Here is a 20,129-nt window from a genome sequence, read left to right on the forward strand (position 1 = left end):
AATTACGATTGGGTGGAAAAGATAACACAAGCCAGCCCCGGCAACGCAAATTCCATGCTGGCTGAACAGCGATGCCAAGGGATAGCTTCTGCATGAATGGCACTTGCACCTACCCTGACATGCTCCTCGTCACGGCATTCCGAATCCGTGGAGAACAGCTGCTCATATGCCGTCAGTAGCGGCACACCGATCCGGTATCGCTCATAGGCTTGCGCTGAGAAATTACACACCACAACGAGTGGTTTGGAACGATCCCTCCCGTATCGGACGAACGACACCACGCTCTGCTGGGCATTGTCCGGATCGATCCAGGCGAAGCCTTCAGGCTCACAATCCAGCTCCCAGAGTGCTGGGTGACTCGTGTACAACAGATTCAGCTGCCGGCTGAATTGGTGAAAGCCTCGGTGGGATTCATAGTCCAGCAGCAGCCAATCGAGCTGATCCGCATCTTTCCACTCGGCGAATTGCGCCAGCTCGGCGCCCATGAACAGCAGTTTTTTCCCCGGATGTGTGATCCAGTAAGCTAGGAATAGACGCAAGTTCGCGAATTTGTCCAAGTACTCCCCAGGCATCTTGTTCAGGAGCGACAGCTTGCCATGCACAACCTCGTCATGCGACAACGGTAGTACGAAATGCTCGCTGTACGCATACATCATAGAGAAGGTGAGCAAGTTGTGATAGTGACGTCTCTGCTCAGGCGGATGCTGCATGTAGCGAAGCATATCGTTCATCCAGCCCATGTTCCATTTGTAACCGAAGCCGAGCCCGCCTTCACTAATCGGCGCACAGACGAGTGGATAGTTGGAGGAATCTTCAGCCATCATAAGCGTACCTGGATAACGGTGGAATAAGGTCTCGTTGAGCTTCTTGAGAAACTGCACCGCCGGCTTGTGCTCGCTCCCCCCATTCTCATTGTATGTCCACATCGACTCCGGCTTGTCAAAATTCTGATCGAGCATACTGGCCACCGCATCCACGCGCAGCCCATCGATATGAAAGACATCGAGCCAGAACACAGCGTTGGAGATCAGGAAGCTCTGTACCTCGGTTTTGGCAAAATCGAACGCCAGCGTCCCCCACAGCGGCTTCTCCGCCAACCGGGAATCGGCAGGCTCGAAGAGTGGGGAGCCATCGAATAAGCGCAGTCCATGAGCATCTTTGCAAAAGTGCCCCGGTACCCAATCAAGAATGACGCCAATCCCAACAGCATGGGCCCGGTCTACTAACTCCATTAACTGCTCGGGCGTTCCATAACGACTCGTGGCCGAGTAGTAGCCGGTCGTCTGATACCCCCATGAAGCGTCCAACGGATGTTCAGCGAGTGGCATCAGTTCCAAGTGAGTATAGCCCATGTCCTTTGCATAGCCGATCAATTGGTCAGCTAGCTCGCTATAGGAGTAAAATTGCTCACGTCCTCTGATCTTCCATGATCCCAAGTGCACCTCATAGATCAGCATCGGACGCTGTAAGGAGGAAGTTTGTGTGTAGGCTTGAGACTCCTGCTTCTGACGTTGCCATTCATCATCTGACCATGTGAACCGATCCAATCGCGTCACGATCGAAGCCGTATTCGGACGCAGCTCGCTGTAGAAGGCGAACGGATCCGATTTCAACAGCTTAGCGCCTTGAGCCGTCTCGATCTCGTACTTGTAGACGGCCCCTTCACCAAGTCCTGGTACAAACGCGATCCATACGCCGGTCTCGTCAATTGGATGCATGGCATATGTTCCGCTACTGGTGTTGCTGTCCCAAGCGTTGAAATCGCCTACGATCCGAACTGCGACAGCATGAGGCGCCCAAACGACGAAGCGAACACCCTCGACTCCATTCCAGATCCCATGATGAGAGCCGAATATCCGGTAACTTTCGAACAACTCGCCTGTATTGAATAAAAAGAGGTCTTTAATGTCAACTAAGTTCACATTCACATACATTCCACCAGACTTTTGGCAATATTGTTCGGATTTTAATCATATTTTATCACAAAAAACCATCGTTGCGTAAGGTTATTTCACATTTACAAGAATATTATTTTTTGAATATTTGCATTTTTTATTGACGATCGATAGGTCTATTCGCATAATAGAGTTCATAGAGGAGGGGTTTAGCATGCTGTCTGAGAGCTATCGCGTACTCGATCGGTTGCGATTGCCAGGTGATGTATACTTGGCAAGTCCGTCACAGGACTACCGATTCGTCTGGATTCGGGATTGCGTCTACATGTCGCTTCCGTATCTGAATAAATCCAATGATCTTTACGAGCGGACATACTACAGGCTGTTCGACTTGTTCCTGGAATACGAGTGGAAGATCGATATATTGTGCACGCATAAGCCTACTTGGGAATGGGAGTATATCCACGCCCGATACACCCCGGATTTGCACGAGATTCATACGCAAAATTGGGGGCATGTGCAGCATGACATGATCGGTGCCTTTTTGTTCGGCGTAGGGACCGGGATCAAGTACGGCAAGCCGATGTTTCGTACAGATCGCGACCACCTCATCGTGCAGAAATTGGTGCATTATCTGGACAACGTCCAGTTCTGGTGCGATCCGGATAACGGCATGTGGGAGGAAGACCGGGAAGTACATGCCTCCTCGGTCGGCGCATGCGTTGCCGGACTGAGAGCGTTGGCGAACGTCGTCAATGTGCCGGAGAAGCTGTTGACGCTTGGTCTGGATTCGCTATTCGGGCTATTCCCGCGCGAGAGCGTAACGAAGCGGGTCGACCTCTCCCTCTTGAGCCTGATCTATCCGTATCGGCTGTTCACTGGCTTGCTGGGCGAGATGATCGTCGAGAACGTCGAACGGCATTTGCTCCGGGAGCGTGGTGTCATCCGTTATGAAGGCGACAGCTACTACAGCACGAAGGAAGCGAACGCCGGGCGCGGGGAAGCACGGGAATTCTACCATGGCACGGAAGCAGAATGGACGTTCGGACTACCATGGCTAGCCCTATGCCAGCTGGAGCTCGGATATCCCGAGAAAGCGCGTAAGCTCGTTGCGAGAACCGAGGCGATCATGCCTGAGCCTGGCGTACTGCCTGAGCTATTCTACAGCAGGACCGCGAAGCCGAACACGAATACGCCGCTCGGTTGGAGCTCCGCTATGTATATCTTGGCGAAGGAAGCTCTGGGCTGAGTATCATGAAGCTCTTGTTGGAAACCGTCCGGAAGAATCACGGACTGTCCATATGTCTACGAACTTCGTCTAGTGCGCGGAAAGGTACGGAGATGAGCGCCGACAGAAAGTTTCGCCAACCGTACAATCCGAACACACGTTGCCAAGAAGTTAGACGGGTTTTCCGTCTAATCCGGGCCCAAGTCACTCCTCTCTGCAAGGAATTAGACGGGTTTTCCGTCTAATTCGGGCCTAAGTCACTCCTCTGCACGGAGTTACGGGTTTTCCGTCTAACTCGGGCCCAAGTCACTCTTCTGCAAGGAATTAGACGGGTTTTCCGTCTAATTCGGGCCCAAGTCACTCCTCTGCAAGGAATTAGACGGATTTTCCGTCTAATTCGGGCCCAAGTCACTCCTCTGCAAAGAGTTAGACGGGTTTTCTGTTCGTCAAAAAAGGCCGCTCCTCAGGATATGCCTGTAGAGCGGCCCTTTATTACTAATGGGACGAAATACTTGTACGAGGTCTAGTGTGAGGTCTGGAAACATACCGACCGCTAGGCGAGATTCCTTGTCGTATGTTTCCCCATCGTTTTATCGATCACTATCGTCGCGTATATAAGTCATCACGATTCTCTCATGTGGACATACAAGCCAATATTCACCGACACCGCTTGTTCATATTGAATTCCAAGCTCATGCTCACTCGCCACTTTCAAGTCGCCCTCTTCCAAGCCCTACCTAGTCACCATCCACTACCTCATAGAGGTCAGCATTCGGTAGAAAGGGAGTCAACTCTCCACTGGTGAGCAGAATCAGCTGGTGCAGCGCCCGAGTACACACGGTATAGAATAGTCGGCGCTCCCGCTCCTGCGAGTAACTCTTCTCGCTGGCATCATACACGACAACCCCATCGAACTCCAAGCCCTTGGCCAGGTAGGAGGGGATGACAACAATTCCCCGTTTGAACGTCTGCGTATACTTCGTGATCAGTTCCAGTTGAACTTCCGTTGATTCCTCTTCCTCCTGCACTACCTCTGATGCCGTTGCTCCAGAAGCCGATTCTGCGATCGCTGTCGCCGCACCCAACTCCAGTCCCGATGATTTTGTCGCTTGCCGCGAGCCTTCAGGCTTGAGCTTCAGCTCCAATCCCGGCTCCAGCTCCAGCGCCTGTAGGTTGTCGTACTCGCCAGCGACACCTTCCACCGTACCGTCCGCGCGCATCGCTTGCCGGATCTGCTCGTACGCCTCCGCAGACTCGACCGCCGTCTTGCAGATGACGGCGATCGAGTTCGCGCCCTTCGCCTGCAGCCGGCGAATCGCCCTCACCGTCGCGGCGGGAAGCCCGCTCCGCGCTGGCACGCGCACTACAACCGGCCGCTCACCGCTGCGGCTGAAGGGCTCGATGTCCGTCCGGTTCACGACGGACGTAGACAGGTCGACGATCTCCCGCGTCGACCGGTAGCTCTTGGTCAACTCGATCACGAGCGTCGAGTCGGCCGGGAACATCGTCTCCAGCTCGCGGAGGCTGTTGCCGCTGGCGAACGTGTGTGCCAGGATCGCCTGCTGGAAGTCGCCCAGCAGCGTCATGCCGCCGCGCGGATAAATCTTGCGAATCATATGAAGCTGGAAGGGCGAATAATCCTGGGCCTCATCGATCATCAGATGCCGAACCGAGTGATGCTGCTCTACGCCAACGAATGCTTGCCGCAAGTACATGAGCGGAATCGCATCCTCATAAGGCGTTACATCCCGTTGCAATCCATCCAATGTCTGCTGCACAATGGCTTGCCGCTCAGCAGCCTCCGAGTCAGCAGCGCCCAAGCCTCCAGCGTTCGGCGAAGCGTCCACCATGGATACGTACCATTGACGGTATAGCTCATGGAAATCAATATACGCCAATGCCTCAGCTTCGGCCCGCATCTTCTTGAAATGCGCACCAACCTTCTTCTTCGCCATCTCCAGCAGTTCCTCATCCGTTCCTATATAGTGCGGCTGCTTGAGCAGATTCCGATAGACGATCGGAATGTAGGCTTTGTGCTTCGCCTTGAGCTCGACCTCCATCCAAATCTTGATGTTCTCTACACGCTTACGCACCGACAATCCGGCATACTCCTCGTACCAGAGCTGGTTCAGCTGTTCGACCGAGATCACCGTCTGATTACGGAATCCGATCGACTTGAATTGCATCCCCTTCGTCTCCAAGGAATGAATATAGGAATCCAGAAGCTCAACGAACTCGAGCGTTGCTTTCCAATGAATAGCCTTGATCCGAACGGCCGTAGTTATGCTGTACTCATCAGTTGCAAGCAGCGTCTCTAACTGCGTGAACGGATCTTCCGCGGCAATGCCTTTCCCCAGTGCTTCCTCTAGCAGCTGTTGAAACGTCATTTGCCGCAAATTCTCCTCGCCCAACTCAGGCAATACATTCGATACATAATCGCCGAATAGCCCGTTCGGAGACAACAGCAATATATCGTTCGCCTGCCAAGTGTCCCGATGCTTATAGAGCATGTAGGCAGCACGCTGCATAGCAGCAGACGTCTTCCCGCTGCCGGCGGAGCCCTGCACAATAACCGTCCGATGCCGGGTCTCGCGAATAATCTGGTTCTGCTCCCGTTGAATGGTCGTCACGATGCTCTTCATCTTATCGTCCGCATTTTGCCCAAGCAGATGCTGAAGAAGACTGTCCGCAATGTGCAAGCCCGTATCGAACATATGCTGCATCTGACCGCGCTGAATCAAATACTGGCGCTTGAGCTCGATAGTGCCTTTCATCGGACCGTCAGGTGTTTCATACTCCGCATCGCCCAACTGATAATCGTAGAACATGGACGAGATCGGAGCACGCCAATCGTAGATGAGCACGTTCTCTTCATTCTCATCCAGAACAGCAGCCTTACCGATATAGATCGGCTCAGCATGACCGGCCCCCTGCTCCCGGAAATCAATCCGTCCGAAATACGGGGTGTCAAGCAGCAGCAGCAGCTTGCGCCGGGCTGCAAAAGCATGCGAGTAAACAAGCTCCTGTCGATCCAACTCCCTGGAGTGATGCTCGAAATCGATGGTCGACTCCACCAGATCGAGCGGATTGAAGGCCAGTTCCCCGAAATGCTTACGAGCCTCCACAATATCGGTCTTGCGTTCGCCAAGCACACCCTCCCACACATCCAACTGCTTACGAATGAGTAGCAACGTATTGTTCAGTAGTTCAGTTTCTCTCTGCCAATCCAACGATTCCATCGAGTTGAACCTCCTTGCTTCAATCTTTTACAAGCACGCTTGACAATCCCTATGATATGTTATACAATTACTATAGGGATTCACTACACATAACGACGAAACTGTGATGCAACATTCCAATTGTAGCATATGCTTCTTTTGTTTTGCAACTTATTTATCCATTATCATATGGATTCTCACATCAGAAGGACCGACCGGATTACTCTCCAGGGTCGGTCCTTTTTTATATCATTCTCTACTTATCTCAAAGCCTCTTCTCCATACACAAGCTTTGCTCGCTATCCACATATTGCCCATATCGTTCGATTACGTGAAAACCAAATTTCTTGTACAACCCCACCGCTTCAAGCAAAAGTGCCCCTGTCTCAAGCCTTAGAACACTATATCCATCACTTTGGGCACGTTCCTCCAGGAAGCGTAAGATTGTCGACGCGATCCCCTGTTGCCTGAACGACGGGTCTACAAAAAACCGCTTCAACTCGACGGACACTGCATCAAGTGGACGTATCGCACCACAGCCTGCAGGCACTTCTCCCACATAAGCTACGGCGAACACCATATCCGCCGTCTCTTCCGTATTTTCCAGATCAACGCCGAATATATCTTCCGCCGAATACGTCTCAAGCAGCTCGCGATCGAGCTTGACGATCAGAGCTCCCAGTCTTGGATCGTCAGCGCTCACTACTTCCACCTTCACAGCAGCCATCTGGTCTTCACCCTCTCTCATTCGCAAGTCGTTCCATCCATAGGTGTGTCTCCAACACCTGATCCGCGCGAATCGTGCAAAGCTCCGGCGTGTCCAAGGTGTCCAAGAAGTGGTTCACTGCTCCGGTGAAGCCTCTTCGCACACCGATCGTGTCCCAGCTTCCGAACTTCCGGACTGTCTCGCCTCCTACCCGATCCCGCCATATGGCCGTCTCCAGATTCGTCACCTCAACCGACCTGCCGCTTCCGTGCAGCTCCAGCTTTTCCAGATCAGCTCCAGCTCGACGGTTCATGCTGAACAGGGAAGTCGCTCGGCCCTGACTCTTCCCACCCCCGCCGGCTAAGCTCCCGGAAGTGTGTAACAGCCGACCTTCCTCATCCCGCTCCAGCATACAGGCGAGCAGTTCGTGCGGCCCTACACCAAGCCATAGCAGCGTATCAATTACATGAATCAAGTCGTCGTAAAGCGTCTCTTCCGCAGACAACCGCTGCTGCCTTATCCGATGCTTCTGAGCGATGCACAAGTCGAATCCACCGGCTTGTTCCAGCCAAGCCTTCGCCTCCGTATACATCGGCGCGAATCGGCGATTGAAGCCGACCGCGAGCAGCACCTTCTGCTCGGCTGCCGCTGCAGCCATTCGCTTGCATGCTTCGATGTCATAGGCTAGCGGCTTGTCCACATAGACGGCAACACCTCTTGCCAGGCATGCCATCACAATCGACTCATGCGTCTCCGTCGGGCTGTGAACGAATACCGCATCCAGCTGACGATCTAGCAGCTCGGCCAAGTCGGTATACCGCCCGGCAATTCGGTACTGATCTCCGACAGCATCGACCGATTCCTTCCTTCGGCTCATAATGCCCTCAATCATGACACCGTCATGGTGTCCCAGCACCGGCAAGTACGCTTTATTCGCTATGTCCCCAAGACCTACAATCGCTATTTTCTTTTTCCCCGTCAATATTCCTCATTCCACCCTTCTACCTGATCAGACATATCTCCTAATGCACGCCCAGAGGTTGTTCCTTAAGCGCCGATCTCCCGAGCAGTACCGCGATCAACACGAGAACGACGCCCACACTGACTGATATGCCATATGTCTGCACCCACAACGGGAACGAAGCCAGTCCCTTGTACAACAAGCCGCCAATAACAGGACCGATGAACCCAGTCAATCCTGTCAAGCCATAGAACACGGCGGTGAACATCGGCCGCTCGCTCTTGGGGGTATCGCTGATAATGAAATTGAACATGAGTTGATTGAAGCCTCCTACACCAATCCCCAGCACCATATGGATCAGGAAGAGAACCGGAATAACGGGCAGGAAGGCTGTGAACCCCCACATGAGACTCGACATCGCCACAATTGGCAGCGTCCAGAATAGCAGAAGACGTGTGGAATGTCGCATATTCAGAGTACCCCAGACGTAATAACTGAGCATCATTGCTACATTCTGAGTCATCGTAATGATCGAGATCCAGGAGTAGCTTACTTTCAACAATTCGAGCATAACATAGTTATAGAATGGAATAGATAACCCTTGTATGAGCAGCCACAGCGCGATAAACAACGCAGCGATAAGGAATGGCTTGTGCAGGAAAGGCTGAATGATCATCTTCCGGACGTTATGCTCCTGAGACGGAACGAACGGCATATTCGGATAGCGACTGAAGGCCAGAACATTCAACACCGCACATACGGCGCAGATGATATACAAGATATGAAAGCCGTGAGGCTCAGAGGTCCGGTCCAATATTTGCCCCCCGATGACGAGAACGATACACCCAAACGCCCAGATGAACGTATTGCGAAACCCGAAGTAGCGCCCCCTTACTTGGGCCGGTACCATGTCCGCCATTAACGAAGTGAAGAATACGACCCCCATAGCATTTCCAGTGAACGCGAGCATCGTGACGAGAATGTACATTTTCACCCACCACTCATACGGGAACAAAAACGGAATAAGCCCGGTGGATACCCAGATGATGCGGTGCAGGCCGGCAAAGATCAACAACCCCAGCTTCCGGTTCTGAAACTTCTGAATGAGGAAAGCACCGAATATTTGCAACACATTGGACAAACTAGGAATCGCCAATACGATACCAATCTGTGTCGAACTCGCTCCGAGATACAGCAAGTACCCGGTTAGGAACGGACCTCCGACGAGCAGCAAAATGACGATGGCCGGAAATCCTTCGATGGTCGCTGCTACCATGCCTGGACGGAATATGGATTGACTCTTGTGTCTGACTCGCATGATCGCTCGATGCATGATGACTGATTCTCCCTTGTTACACAGGATTGTGACATTTTTCTACATCTTCAAACGAATCGCGCGGTATGGTATGATACTAATAGTGTAATTTTTTTCAGGAGGCATAGTTCATGAAAGCTAACAAGCTATTACTCGCTATAGGACTCATCTTATTCCTTGCCCTATTCGGCGCCAGCATCTGGAAGCAATCCCCCGTTCTGCTATATGTAGCAAGCGCAATCCCGATATTCATCGTTCCATTCCTGCCCGACATTCGTTCTTCCCAGAAACTTCATCCTAGCAAACAATCGGTCCAAATCGTCAAGTTGGCCGACACCGCTGGAGAAGAAGCAGAATGGCTAGTCGTATCTTTTAATCCCGGCACCGTTTATTGGAACAAGAAGTGGTTGGTGATCCCAACCCAAGGTATGAGTCGTGTAGACGAAATTTATACCGATGATTATACCGCATCTCTTACGGTATTAAAATATGATTTGCGTACCAAGAAGAACCGTTCCGGTCATATATCCATATACTTGCCGAATCTGATCGAGCGCACAGCCAACTTAAGATACACGGTTGATGAAGTGAACCGACTCGTGATTCGCATGGACGATCTTGACGATCTCATGCCACTCCCCACTGTCGCCCCAGTTGCGGCCCACTCGGTGCTGAGCTCAACCCCGCATAGTGGAGCCTAATCTTGCATCACACAAACACAACAAACGGCTGCAGCCTGCAAGAAGGCTCAGCCGTTCTTTATTATTACTGATAATAGCCCACTGCCTCTTGAATAACCCTCTGCATCGGGAGATGATACGGGCACATCTGTTGGCACAAAGGCTGTTCCTTACACGGCTCGTAGTCGGCACAGGACATAATCTTGTCCTTGTGCTTCTGATAAAATCCGTTTCCCTTGGGCAACAATCCGAATGTTTCTCTAACTTGACTGGATATCATCACATCTGGAATCGGGATGCCCAGCGGACAAGAGCAATAATTGCAACGTCTGCAGTTATGTGTGCCCAACTGATCAGCCAGCCGCTCCAGCTCCTCACGCTCGTCTGCCTCCACCTCAAGATCCATGGCGGCAATATTCATCCGTACTTCCTCCACGCTAACCATACCCGATATAATCACATGCACGTCTTGACTGTACGGATAGCGAATCGCCTTGTCCACAGGTTGAATGAATCCACCCGACAGCGGCTTCATTGCCACCTTGCCCATGTTCAGTTCCGTCATCTTCGGAATCAAATCCCGGTTCGCGAACGGCTGTGCCAAGTTCAAGTGAAACAAGACTTGATCGAACTGCCCGGATGCGATCCACTTGGTCAGCAGCTCCGGACGGTGTCCGCTAATGCCGATGTGCCGCACCTTACTGGCTTCTTTCGCTTCAAGAGCTGCCAAGTATGCCCCATCCGGCTCCATCGCCTGCTTGTATTCGTTCACATAGTTCACATAGTGGATTTGCAAGAGATCGACATAGTCGGTCTTCAACCGCGACAGACTGCGATCGATCTCTTCCTTGGCCGAGGCATAGTCCCGCTTCCCCGTCTTAGTCGCCAGGAAATACTCGCTCCTGCGATGAGAAATCGTTTCCCCTATGATCTCTTCACTGTTCCGGTAGGCAGCTGCCGTATCGATGTAATTAATACCATGATCCAGCGCATAATTCAATGCGTCTCCCGCTTGTTCCAAGGGAACCCCTGGCAAGTTCATCGCTCCGAAACCAAGGGAAGAGACCTTGTACCCTATTTTGCCGAATTCCCTATACCGCATGCCACAGTTCACCTTCCCCATCTCTCATCTCACTATTGTAGCATAGCTCTCAGCAGGAAGGCAGCGTAATATGAAACGATGTCCCTTCTCCAATCGTACTGTCGACCCTAATCGCGCCTCCATGATTTCTGATAATCCGGTAGCAAACCGATAATCCTAATCCTGTACCTTCCTGCTTGGTCGTAAAAAAAGGATCGAACAGCCGAGTTAGTGTATTATGATCCATTCCGGTTCCATTATCCTGCAGATGAATCCATACCTTGCCCCCCTGTTGACCGGCAGAGATGCGGATAAGTCCTTTGCGATTCGTATTCGCCCGATTGACAGCGTCCAACGAGTTCTTGACTAGGTTGAGCAGCACTTGCTTAATTTGTTTCACATCCACGCATATCGTTAATAAGGGATCAATCGGTTCTAGCTCGATATCACATCCCCGGAGCAGCGCTTCACTTTCGAACAACAGTCGGATTTCTTTCAACATATCGCTTATGTGAATCTCCTGCTTGTCCGGCGTGGACGGCTTGGATGAGTTCAGGAACTCATAGATGATTTCATTGGCCCGGTCGATCTCGTCCAGAATAATCTTGGCATACTCTTCCTTGCCCAGTTGCTTCAAATGCGGCCGAAGCAGCTGCATGAAGCCTCGTATGGATGTAAGGGGATTGCGAACCTCATGGGCGATCGAAGCTGCAATCTTACCGAGCAACGCCAGCTTGTCATTCTGATAGGCGGATTGCTCGATCCGCTTGAATTCCGTAATATCTTTGACGCTGATCAGAATGTCACCATCCATATCTTCTCCGTAAGTGGCCGTTACGAGATAGTGGTGCCCTGACTCATCGATCACCTCTTGGTATCTCAAGCGATATACATACATTTCACGAAACAACTTGTAGATCAATTTGCGAAAAGAACGGGATAGCGTCCGATGCCTAATCAGACCGGGAAGATCACAGCCCAGCAGCGATCTCCGGGGCACACTCAGGAACTTCGCCATCTGCACGTTCACGAACGATACAACCCCTTCACAATCGAACAGAACGATGCCGCAATCCAGATGTTGCAGCACATCTTCATATTTATTGGAAGGAGGCTGGGCCGTAGCACCCGCTTTCATGACTTCTATCAAGAACAACAAAGATTGCTTATAGTAATGCAGCGCTTCCTCTGGGTCGACCTCCGTTGACAACATATGCAGGCTGCGCTCATGTAGCTTAATAATATCTTCAGGTCTAGTTTCGGTAAGAACGGTGCTCATTAGAGAGGTAGGATTAAACGAACCATGGGTGCCTGTCTGGACATATTGCTTCAAAGCGAGTATGTACTGTTTCCTCTTATCGTACATTCCCTGCACCTTCTCCGTATTAAATTCGCACAAATACAACAGTATCATAGACGTTACCAGACGATTCCGTCAATCGCGAATAACCCTGAACTTTGTCGAATAAGAAACCCCACAAAGTGACGTGGGTCTTCGGAGCTTATTCCGATTACTTTGCGGGGACCCCGGGATTTATAAATTCTTATCTGTAGAAAAAGACCTTTCCTATAGGAGGAAAGGCCCACTTGAACAATGTCACAAACAAGGCAGGCCATCTGCTGAATTCAATCGAGACATCTACTTGTCAGCCGATTAATCCCCTCGGTTCCTGTCATCATCACGTTTCTTTTCGTCTTGACGACGCTTGTCGTCATCGCGCTTTTGATCATCCTGCTTCTTCTGCTCGTCTTGCTTTTTTTTCTGCTCTTCCAGCTTCTTGCGCTCTTCATCCTGCTTGCTTTTCTCGTCTTCTAGCTTCTTACGGTCGTCATCCTGCTTGCGCTTGTCATCTTCTTTCTTCTTATCGTCATCTTGTTTCTTCTTCTCGTCGGCTTTCTTCTTATCTTCTTCCTTCTTCCGCTCCTCGTCCTGTTTTTTTTTCTCTTCTTCCTGCTTCTTTCGCTCGACTTCCCGCCTACGGTCTTCCTCTTCCTTCGCTTTCATATCGCGATCTGCATTGGACGACCCGCCAGGTGCATAGGAGGTAGGAGTTGCCTTCTTCGGTGTAGGCGTAGGGCTAGCCGTTGGCTTATTGCTGGTCTTGGAATTGTCCTGCTTCTTATCCGGCGTTGGCGTCGCTTTGTTAGACCCATTCGACTTCTTATCGTCGTTCTTCTTATCGTCTTTGCCGTTCTTGGACTGCTGCTCATTCAGCTTCGCGTCCAGTTCGCCCTTCCGCTCTTCGTCCAGCAATCTCGATAACGTTTCTTTCTGTGGTACTTTCTTCGTGTCGATCAATTTGTCCAGACCTCCGCGATCTTGTGCAATCGAATGAATGGATTGAGTCTTGATCTCTTCGATTGTGACTGCACTACCGATGCTCTTGGCATTCAGATAGATGGCATATTTCCCTACCGAAACCCCTTCCGATTGGGCGGCTTGTCGAATATCAAGCGGAGCCACAAGTGAGGCTACGTGAATATCGGTCTGGTTCTGTGGATGCTTCTCCTGAATGTGCTTGTCGACGGACTTCTTCACGGACTCGCTGACCGCAGCATCGTCAATTTTGGCTTCTTCGTAAGCTTTGGTGCTGGTAATGATGATGTCCCCTTCGCCATTGTCCAACAATCCTTTGCGCTCCACCCGATTCATCAACTCGTTCGTCACGGAGCTCAGACTTTTGCCTTTGTAACTGAGCTGCTCGATCAATACGATACCGTCTTCGTTCAATCCCTTTACTTCCTGCACTTGCTCCTGCGAGTCGATACCCAGCTCTACGCTTGGATTAATGTCCAGCGTGACATAGGCAACGATAGGCTGAATGCCGCCCAGGCCCGGAGTAATTCCGTTGAACGCCACGACGCATAGGACGATGGCTGCAGCAACACTAGAGGAGAATGCAACAAAAGGACTTTTCCAACGAAACAGTGGGGTGGCAAATACAATCTCGTCGCCAACATCACAGACACGGCTGCTGCGCGGAATCTTCATAAACCGACCGTCTGGTGTTAATACGATGAGGTGCGCTTGTGTCATTTCCATGACGATTCCTTTGTTCAACTCGTTCACTCCTTTCCGGAATTAGAATCCGATATGCGCAAATAATCTTTGAGATACGGATAAGGCCCACTGTGTATAAGAGCGACAGCAATAAGAAACTTACGGTTTCTTTCTAATGTTTTACGTGAAACCTGTACTTGATCCAATAGTTCTTTGATAGGGAGCACCTTCTTGCTGAGCACAATTTGCATCAGCTTGTTGTCTTGTGCAAGCAACCCTGCGATCGTGAACAGCACCTCGCGGGAATCGCTATGCTTGGGAGACACATCTACAAGCTCTGAGAAGGAGATGCCGAATTCCTCCAAGCATCGGCTGAAGTCGATTATTTCGCTGCGGCGCTCCTCCCCAGTTTTGTTCTTCTCATATTGCTCAATCGCCTGGTGAATTTCCACCGGATTGACCGTGCTCTCTTCCTCGTCCTCGACTTCAAATGAACTATACGGAATTTGTTGGGAGAATCGTTGCTCCTTGCGCACATAGTCAATCAAGCGTCTGCGCATTACCGTCTCGGCAAAGCTTAGGAAGGAGCGGCCCGACTCGGGCGAGAATTGGTTGATCGCTTCGTTAAATGCACCTAGCGCGATGCTGAATTCGTCGTCACGTGAAGGGTCTATGTATCTTTTGCAGAATCGACTCGTCACTTTGGCAACAAATGGTTGATAATCGGTAATAAATTGATTGCGTAGCCTTAATTCACCCTCCTGAATGCATAGTACTTTATTTTCCGGTGTATCCGGAAGCTCAGAAGGATGGTGAGACTGGCGTTTTCCCAGGAATCTCTTGAATAATACCAGTAACAACCGTTCCACCTCACACTAAATACTTCGGGAAGGCGATGTTAGATATGGGGGTTGCCCGGACCCGATTCATGTATTATACCACAGCAGCCTATCGAACGTGACGCTTGTTCACCTACAAGGGTTATTCGTCCGATTGTACAAAAAAGCCGCTTAGAGTGGTTCCCCTACAGCATTTGACGCTCGTTTGCGACATATTGTTGCGAAACTGATTTTCTGCCAAATCTGTCCATACGTATTCTTCTGCTAGTAGGCTTCCCAAATCATCTCACCTGATATCGCCGCCAGTTAGTGCTTGCGTAAATTCCCACATGGCTTCGTACGTATCTACGCGAAAGACATGGAAGGCTTGGTAGCCTTGCAGAACGCGGGATTCGCGGATTTTTGCTCAACCGGGAAAAAGTGAATGTCGATACGTTGGAAACATCGGCGGCCAAGCTTGCCTCTATCATTGAGAGCATGAAACTATTCGTTCAAAACGAGCAGAAGGAAAACGTCGCCGCCATAAAAAGTTTAAACCAACAATTTCAACCGAATGTAAGCAAGGTAGTCGACCTGGTGCAGAAGGATCGACTGGAAGAAGCGATTCAGGTCAATAAGAGAGAAGTGAACGAATTAGGCCGGAATATACGCGTATTGGCGAATAAAATCGCTTCCGAGGAACAACAGGCGATGGAAGCCGTGAAGCAGGATGTTAACGACCGGGTGGACTTTATCACTCGTTCCATGCTTGGGATAAGCATGGCGACGATCGCTCTTTCGATCGCAATCGGATATTTCATTTCTCGTATGATTTCCAGACCGATCGTTACTTTGACGGGATTGGCGAAACGGATTGCCGCAGGAGACTTGACGGTTGAGGATATCGTTGTGAAAAGCCGGGATGAGACCGGTGAATTGGCTGCTTCCTTCCAATTGATGAAGCATAATTTGCAAAATCTGATCCGGCAAATCAACATCAGCTCTGAGCTGGTCGCTTCGTCTTCGGAGCAACTGCTAGTCGGTACAGAACAGGTAACGGAGGCAACCCATAAGGTGGCGGAAACGATTCAAGAGATGGCCGTCAATGCGACGACGGCCGCTCAGGTAGGAGAAAAGAGTGCCAGAGGCATGGAGGAAATGTCAAGCGGTTTTCAGCATATTGCCCAATCTGTCGCAATCGTATCGGAAACTTCCATCGATTTCGCGAAAGAAGCCCAGCAGGAATACAATTACCTATACGACAAATATTAAACGGATCATCCACGTTAACCGGGAAATCCATTCCGATCTTGACCATAAGAACGATCAATTAGAGCATTTGAGGTATATATACAAGCTGAAAAATATTTATCATACGCTCGATTCCGGGGAAGAGACGCAAAAGTCGTTTTATTTGATCGTCTTTCATCTGACGATGACGCCGCGATTTTATCAACATGCGGATACCATCACGATACAGGTCGAGCAGGACCAAATCCTGTCGCTCGTCTTTGACGAGGACAGCGATATCGAGCGTCTGGTCGGAACGCTGCATGAGCTGAAACAGGTATTCGATCAGGACAAAGAATATTGCTACCTGTGCATCGCCTTGCGTCCCGCATTGTGCACGCTTGCGGATTTTTCTCAGGCATACGAGGAAACGTCAGCGATGGTCGATAGGCGGAAGCCGAAGCGCGAGACACAAATTATCAGAATATCGCCGAACAAGTCAGCTACGTCAATGTCAATTCCTTCATTCGGATGTTCAAGAAGGTGACGGGCACGACGCCCGGAGAGTATAAGCGGCATCATCAGATGGGAAGATAGCGTTAATCTGATTTCGACAGCAAAATCAAAAGCTGACGTCCTGTCTTGGGACGTCAGCTTTTCGTTTACCGTGGCAAACGGCCTCCTGACGAACTGGCTTTTAGCCTCAATTGCGATTGTTTAATGGAATGACGGTACAGCCCGAAGTCCTACCGTCTTTTCTTTGTCACCTATTGTTCAAACTATAAACCTTTTGCTATAATAAATATTATATATAATATTTATTATATAATCCCTAAACGGGCCTGTACTGTTATCGATATTAAACATACGCGGAGGTAACTATGTTGTATCCCGGCTATGCAGAAAACAAAGATGTCGAACCGCTGAGTCTCCCCCATTTTCCAACCGTTCAGCAAACGGTGGTATGGCGCAATTGGGAGCTTGTTCCACTGGACAGATTGGCCAAGATTCTCAAAACGACGGAAGAAAATGTGCTTACGCTTGCGCGGGATATGGGTCTTCGCGTTCCTCCCCGAATCGACGAACAATGGCTGATCCGCGGGTATATTACGATCATACGCACCAACTGGCATATTCTGCCCTACAATCAGCTGCTGGAGCTGCTCGGTTGGAGTCCCGATATGCTTGCTTATGCGCTCAAAGAGGACGATTTTCTTTGGGTCAAATTGGGCAATTTAAAGCCTGCGGTCGAGCCGGTCGCTTACATACCGCTTACACGGGACGAGGAGCTTCGCACCCGGGAAATACGCGAGACGATCGATGCCCATTTTCCAAATAGCCGGGACGAAAGTCCGGTCAAGCCTTTTGATTTCTTGAATAACTTTACATGCAATAACAAATCCGCTGAGCCGTGGGCAGTTTCGGCAAATCCCAACGAAGTGCTGTTGAGCAATGAATGGACGATCGTCTATCCCGAAGGACGGGAAAGGGTCGAAAAATTTGCGCGCCGCTTTATTGCCGAACATGAAGCGGTATGGGGAATCCGGTTATCCGCTTCGCCCATTCTCGACTCCGGCGCCCAAGACGGTGCAAACACAGCCGTTCAACGCGGCATCGGCGAGGTCCCTCAGCGGATCCTCTCGCTTTCCATTAAGCCCGATTCCGCTTTATTGTCCGAAAGCCATCGTATCCGGGTGAGCGCAGAACGCATCGATATCCAGGCCGTCGACGAAGTCGGGCTACTAAGAGGTTTGAACTGGCTGCAAAAAAAGATGGAAGAGCGCAACGCGCCTTATCTTGAGTCTAAATCGACCGTGCGCAACACCCGCTTCGATCTGCGCTATGTGTATTCCTACTTCGCCGTATACGGAGATCCTCTTCTGGACCCCGACATCGACCCTTATCCGGAAGAGCTGCTGTCGCAGCTTTCCAAGCTGGGCATTAACGGCGTTTGGCTGCAGGCCTTACTTTATAAGCTGGTTCCTTTCGAACCCGCGCCGGAGTTATCCGTCGATTGGGAGAAGCGCATTGAAGGCTTAAAGAGACTCGTCGACCGCGCGGCGGACTACGGAATCGGCATCTACTTATACTATAACGAGCCGCGGGCGATGCCTTTGTCATTCTTCGAGAAAGTCCCGGACTGGAAGGGACATGCCGATGTAGAGGATGCATCGCTTTGCACTTCGCATCCGGAAGTTCAAGACTATCTCAGAACGGGCACGGCGCGGCTGTTCACGGAAGTTCCGAAGCTCGCCGGCCTCTTCACGATCACCATGTCAGAAAATTTGACGAATTGCTTTTCCCGGGCCGGCGGCGGAAAAACGAATTGTCCGCGCTGCGCAAGCCGATCGCCACATGAGGTCGCATCGGAGGTCAACCGGATCATTGCCGAAGCTACGCATAGCGTGGCGCCTAACGCCAGAATCTTATGCTGGACTTGGGGATGGACGCAATGGCTCGGATGGAGCCCCGAAACGATAGATGAAGCCATCGGTTTGCTGCCCGATCGCGTAAGCGTGATGAGCAACAGTGAGGAAGGCCTGATTACGAATATCGGCGGCGTCGAAGGGCATGTGGTCGACTACTCCATTTCGCAAGTGGGCCCCAGCGAGAAATCATTGCGCATTTGGAGCAAGGCAAGGCAAAGAGGTTTGTCCGCCGTAGCCAAGGTGCAGTTCAATATCACCTGGGAATGCGCATCCGTTCCTTACTTGCCTACTATGGATCTGCTGGAGCGGCATTTAAACAACCTGCAAGAGTCGGGCATAAGCGGACTGATGCTCAGCTGGACGCTCGGCGGCTACCCTTCCTTGAATTTGGAGTTCGCTTCCCAATATTACTGGGACACGGAACAATCGAGCGTCAAGGGGCCCGAACTTGTCGCCGGCAAAGTATTCGGCGCAGAAGCAGGCGCCGTCGTCAGGGAAGCTTGGAGCGCATTCAGCTGCGCATTCGGGCAGTTTCCTTTCCACATTAGCGTTGCCTACACCGCGCCGCAAAATATAGGGCCGGCCAATTTGCTGTACGACAAGCCGACAGGCTTTGCCGCCACCATGGTCGGCATTCCCTACGACGATCTGAAGAGCTGGCGATCAATCTATTCGGAGGAAATATTCGAGGAACAATTTCAAAAGGTTGCCGACGGCTGGAAACGGGGTATCGGCATTCTTCAGGAAGCGGAACCGCTCATCGACTGCTCGGACAGCAGGAAGAAGGCCGCATTCTTCGATTTGCTGCATGTGGCAAAGGCGGCTTACTGCCATTTTAAAACTTCGCATTTGCAAACGAAATTTGTAAGACTAAGGGATAAGCTGGATACCGCAGCAGACGAACCGCAATTCCAAGCCATCAAAGCTCAGCTTTACGTCATTATCGAAGAGGAGATCGAACTGGCCAAAGAGTTGTACGATATCGTCCGGAACGATTCCCGTATCGGCTTCGAGGCGAGCAATCACTACTTCTATACGACCCAGGATCTCATGGAAAAAGTAATCAACTGCATGCATGTGCGTCAAAGGCTCGAGGAACGCAAATTGCAGTTACGTTAGAAGCAAAAGCCGTTCGACGATTACCCCTTGAACAACTCCAGATATTGTTCTTGTCACCTGACACCCCCCGCCGCCACCATACCACTATTGTTGTTGTCGGTTGACAAGAACTTGATGAAGGCCCCGTCGAACTGTAGCTCCACTGTTCGATGGGGCCTTTCTGGGCGGTTAGCTGCTGTAATCCGCCGGAGGCAAAAACAAAATATAAAGGACCCACGACTCCGCAGGTTCACTTTGCTTCTCCCGGATGTCCCGCACAAGCAGCGAGCCTACAACAAACAGGGCCGTCTCGATTATCATCTAAAATAACTTGGAGACGGCCCTGTTTATGCGATTATTCCACCGGTACGACGGTTGTGCGATATATTTTGCTGAACGAAAGGTTCGTACAATCGATATCGAATATTTACAGCGGGATCGCCGCAAGATTTTTCGGCAGCCAAACCTT

The 20,129-nt window shown here is 50.9% G+C and carries 14 protein-coding genes; 5 read left to right on the plus strand and 9 right to left on the minus strand.

What is annotated here, in order from left to right:
* Nucleotides 1-2 precede the first annotated feature (2 nt).
* Nucleotides 3-1,928, minus strand: a complete 1,926-nt coding sequence (gene glgB / locus AC1DWB_RS02195) for a 1,4-alpha-glucan branching protein GlgB (protein ID WP_477539386.1) — start codon at nucleotides 1,926-1,928, stop codon at nucleotides 3-5.
* 181 nt (nucleotides 1,929-2,109) lie between these two features.
* Between glgB and AC1DWB_RS02200 the strand changes: the two genes are divergently transcribed.
* Nucleotides 2,110-3,144 carry a glycoside hydrolase family 15 protein gene (locus AC1DWB_RS02200; protein WP_477539387.1) on the plus strand — a complete coding sequence of 345 codons (1,035 nt, stop codon included), beginning with the start codon at nucleotides 2,110-2,112 and terminating at the stop codon, nucleotides 3,142-3,144.
* 716 nt (nucleotides 3,145-3,860) lie between these two features.
* Here the strand turns inward: AC1DWB_RS02200 and helD are convergent.
* From helD to AC1DWB_RS02220, 4 genes are all read right to left on the minus strand, one after another.
* Nucleotides 3,861-6,362, minus strand: coding sequence for an RNA polymerase recycling motor HelD (helD, locus tag AC1DWB_RS02205; RefSeq protein ID WP_477539388.1), 2,502 nt, complete (start codon nucleotides 6,360-6,362; stop codon nucleotides 3,861-3,863).
* Nucleotides 6,363-6,606: 244 nt separating this feature from the next.
* Nucleotides 6,607-7,089 (minus strand): GNAT family N-acetyltransferase, encoded by a 483-nt coding sequence (locus AC1DWB_RS02210; protein WP_477539486.1) that lies wholly within the window; start codon nucleotides 7,087-7,089, stop codon nucleotides 6,607-6,609.
* Nucleotides 7,076-8,032, minus strand: a complete 957-nt coding sequence (locus tag AC1DWB_RS02215; protein WP_477539487.1) for a Gfo/Idh/MocA family protein — start codon at nucleotides 8,030-8,032, stop codon at nucleotides 7,076-7,078. Before AC1DWB_RS02215 ends, AC1DWB_RS02210 begins: the two co-directional genes overlap by 14 nt.
* A gap of 37 nt (nucleotides 8,033-8,069) precedes the next feature.
* On the minus strand, nucleotides 8,070-9,341 hold the full coding sequence (locus tag AC1DWB_RS02220; RefSeq protein WP_477539389.1) for an MFS transporter: 1,272 nt from the start codon (nucleotides 9,339-9,341) through the stop codon (nucleotides 8,070-8,072).
* Between the two features lie 113 nt (nucleotides 9,342-9,454).
* On the opposite strand from AC1DWB_RS02220, the gene AC1DWB_RS02225 reads away from it, so the two are divergent.
* Nucleotides 9,455-10,024: a hypothetical protein gene (locus AC1DWB_RS02225; protein ID WP_477539390.1), complete on the plus strand. Its 570-nt coding sequence runs from the start codon at nucleotides 9,455-9,457 to the stop codon at nucleotides 10,022-10,024.
* Nucleotides 10,025-10,088: 64 nt separating this feature from the next.
* Here AC1DWB_RS02225 and AC1DWB_RS02230 read toward each other — a convergent pair whose 3' ends face one another.
* From AC1DWB_RS02230 to sigI, 4 genes are all read right to left on the minus strand, one after another.
* The gene (locus tag AC1DWB_RS02230) at nucleotides 10,089-11,105 is read right to left on the minus strand and encodes an aldo/keto reductase (RefSeq protein WP_477539391.1); all 1,017 of its coding nucleotides are present in this window, start codon (nucleotides 11,103-11,105) and stop codon (nucleotides 10,089-10,091) included.
* Nucleotides 11,106-11,154: 49 nt separating this feature from the next.
* Nucleotides 11,155-12,450, minus strand: coding sequence for an ATP-binding protein (locus AC1DWB_RS02235; protein WP_477539392.1), 1,296 nt, complete (start codon nucleotides 12,448-12,450; stop codon nucleotides 11,155-11,157).
* Between the two features lie 288 nt (nucleotides 12,451-12,738).
* Entirely contained in the window at nucleotides 12,739-14,145 is a 1,407-nt protein-coding gene (locus tag AC1DWB_RS02240) for an anti-sigma factor domain-containing protein (RefSeq protein ID WP_477539393.1), read from the minus strand.
* Between the two features lie 5 nt (nucleotides 14,146-14,150).
* Nucleotides 14,151-14,945, minus strand: a complete 795-nt coding sequence (gene sigI, locus AC1DWB_RS02245) for an RNA polymerase sigma factor SigI (protein WP_477539394.1) — start codon at nucleotides 14,943-14,945, stop codon at nucleotides 14,151-14,153.
* Nucleotides 14,946-15,326: 381 nt separating this feature from the next.
* On the opposite strand from sigI, the gene AC1DWB_RS02250 reads away from it, so the two are divergent.
* From AC1DWB_RS02250 to AC1DWB_RS02260, 3 genes are all read left to right on the plus strand, one after another.
* The gene (locus AC1DWB_RS02250; RefSeq protein WP_477539395.1) at nucleotides 15,327-16,175 is read left to right on the plus strand and encodes a HAMP domain-containing protein; all 849 of its coding nucleotides are present in this window, start codon (nucleotides 15,327-15,329) and stop codon (nucleotides 16,173-16,175) included.
* A gap of 444 nt (nucleotides 16,176-16,619) precedes the next feature.
* Complete coding sequence (locus tag AC1DWB_RS02255; protein ID WP_477539488.1) at nucleotides 16,620-16,730, plus strand: hypothetical protein; 111 nt, start codon at nucleotides 16,620-16,622, stop codon at nucleotides 16,728-16,730.
* Nucleotides 16,731-17,014: 284 nt separating this feature from the next.
* Nucleotides 17,015-19,681: a hypothetical protein gene (locus AC1DWB_RS02260; protein WP_477539396.1), complete on the plus strand. Its 2,667-nt coding sequence runs from the start codon at nucleotides 17,015-17,017 to the stop codon at nucleotides 19,679-19,681.
* Nucleotides 19,682-20,129: the final 448 nt, after the last annotated feature.

The sequence above is a fragment of the Paenibacillus sp. P4_E11 genome (assembly GCF_056401635.1).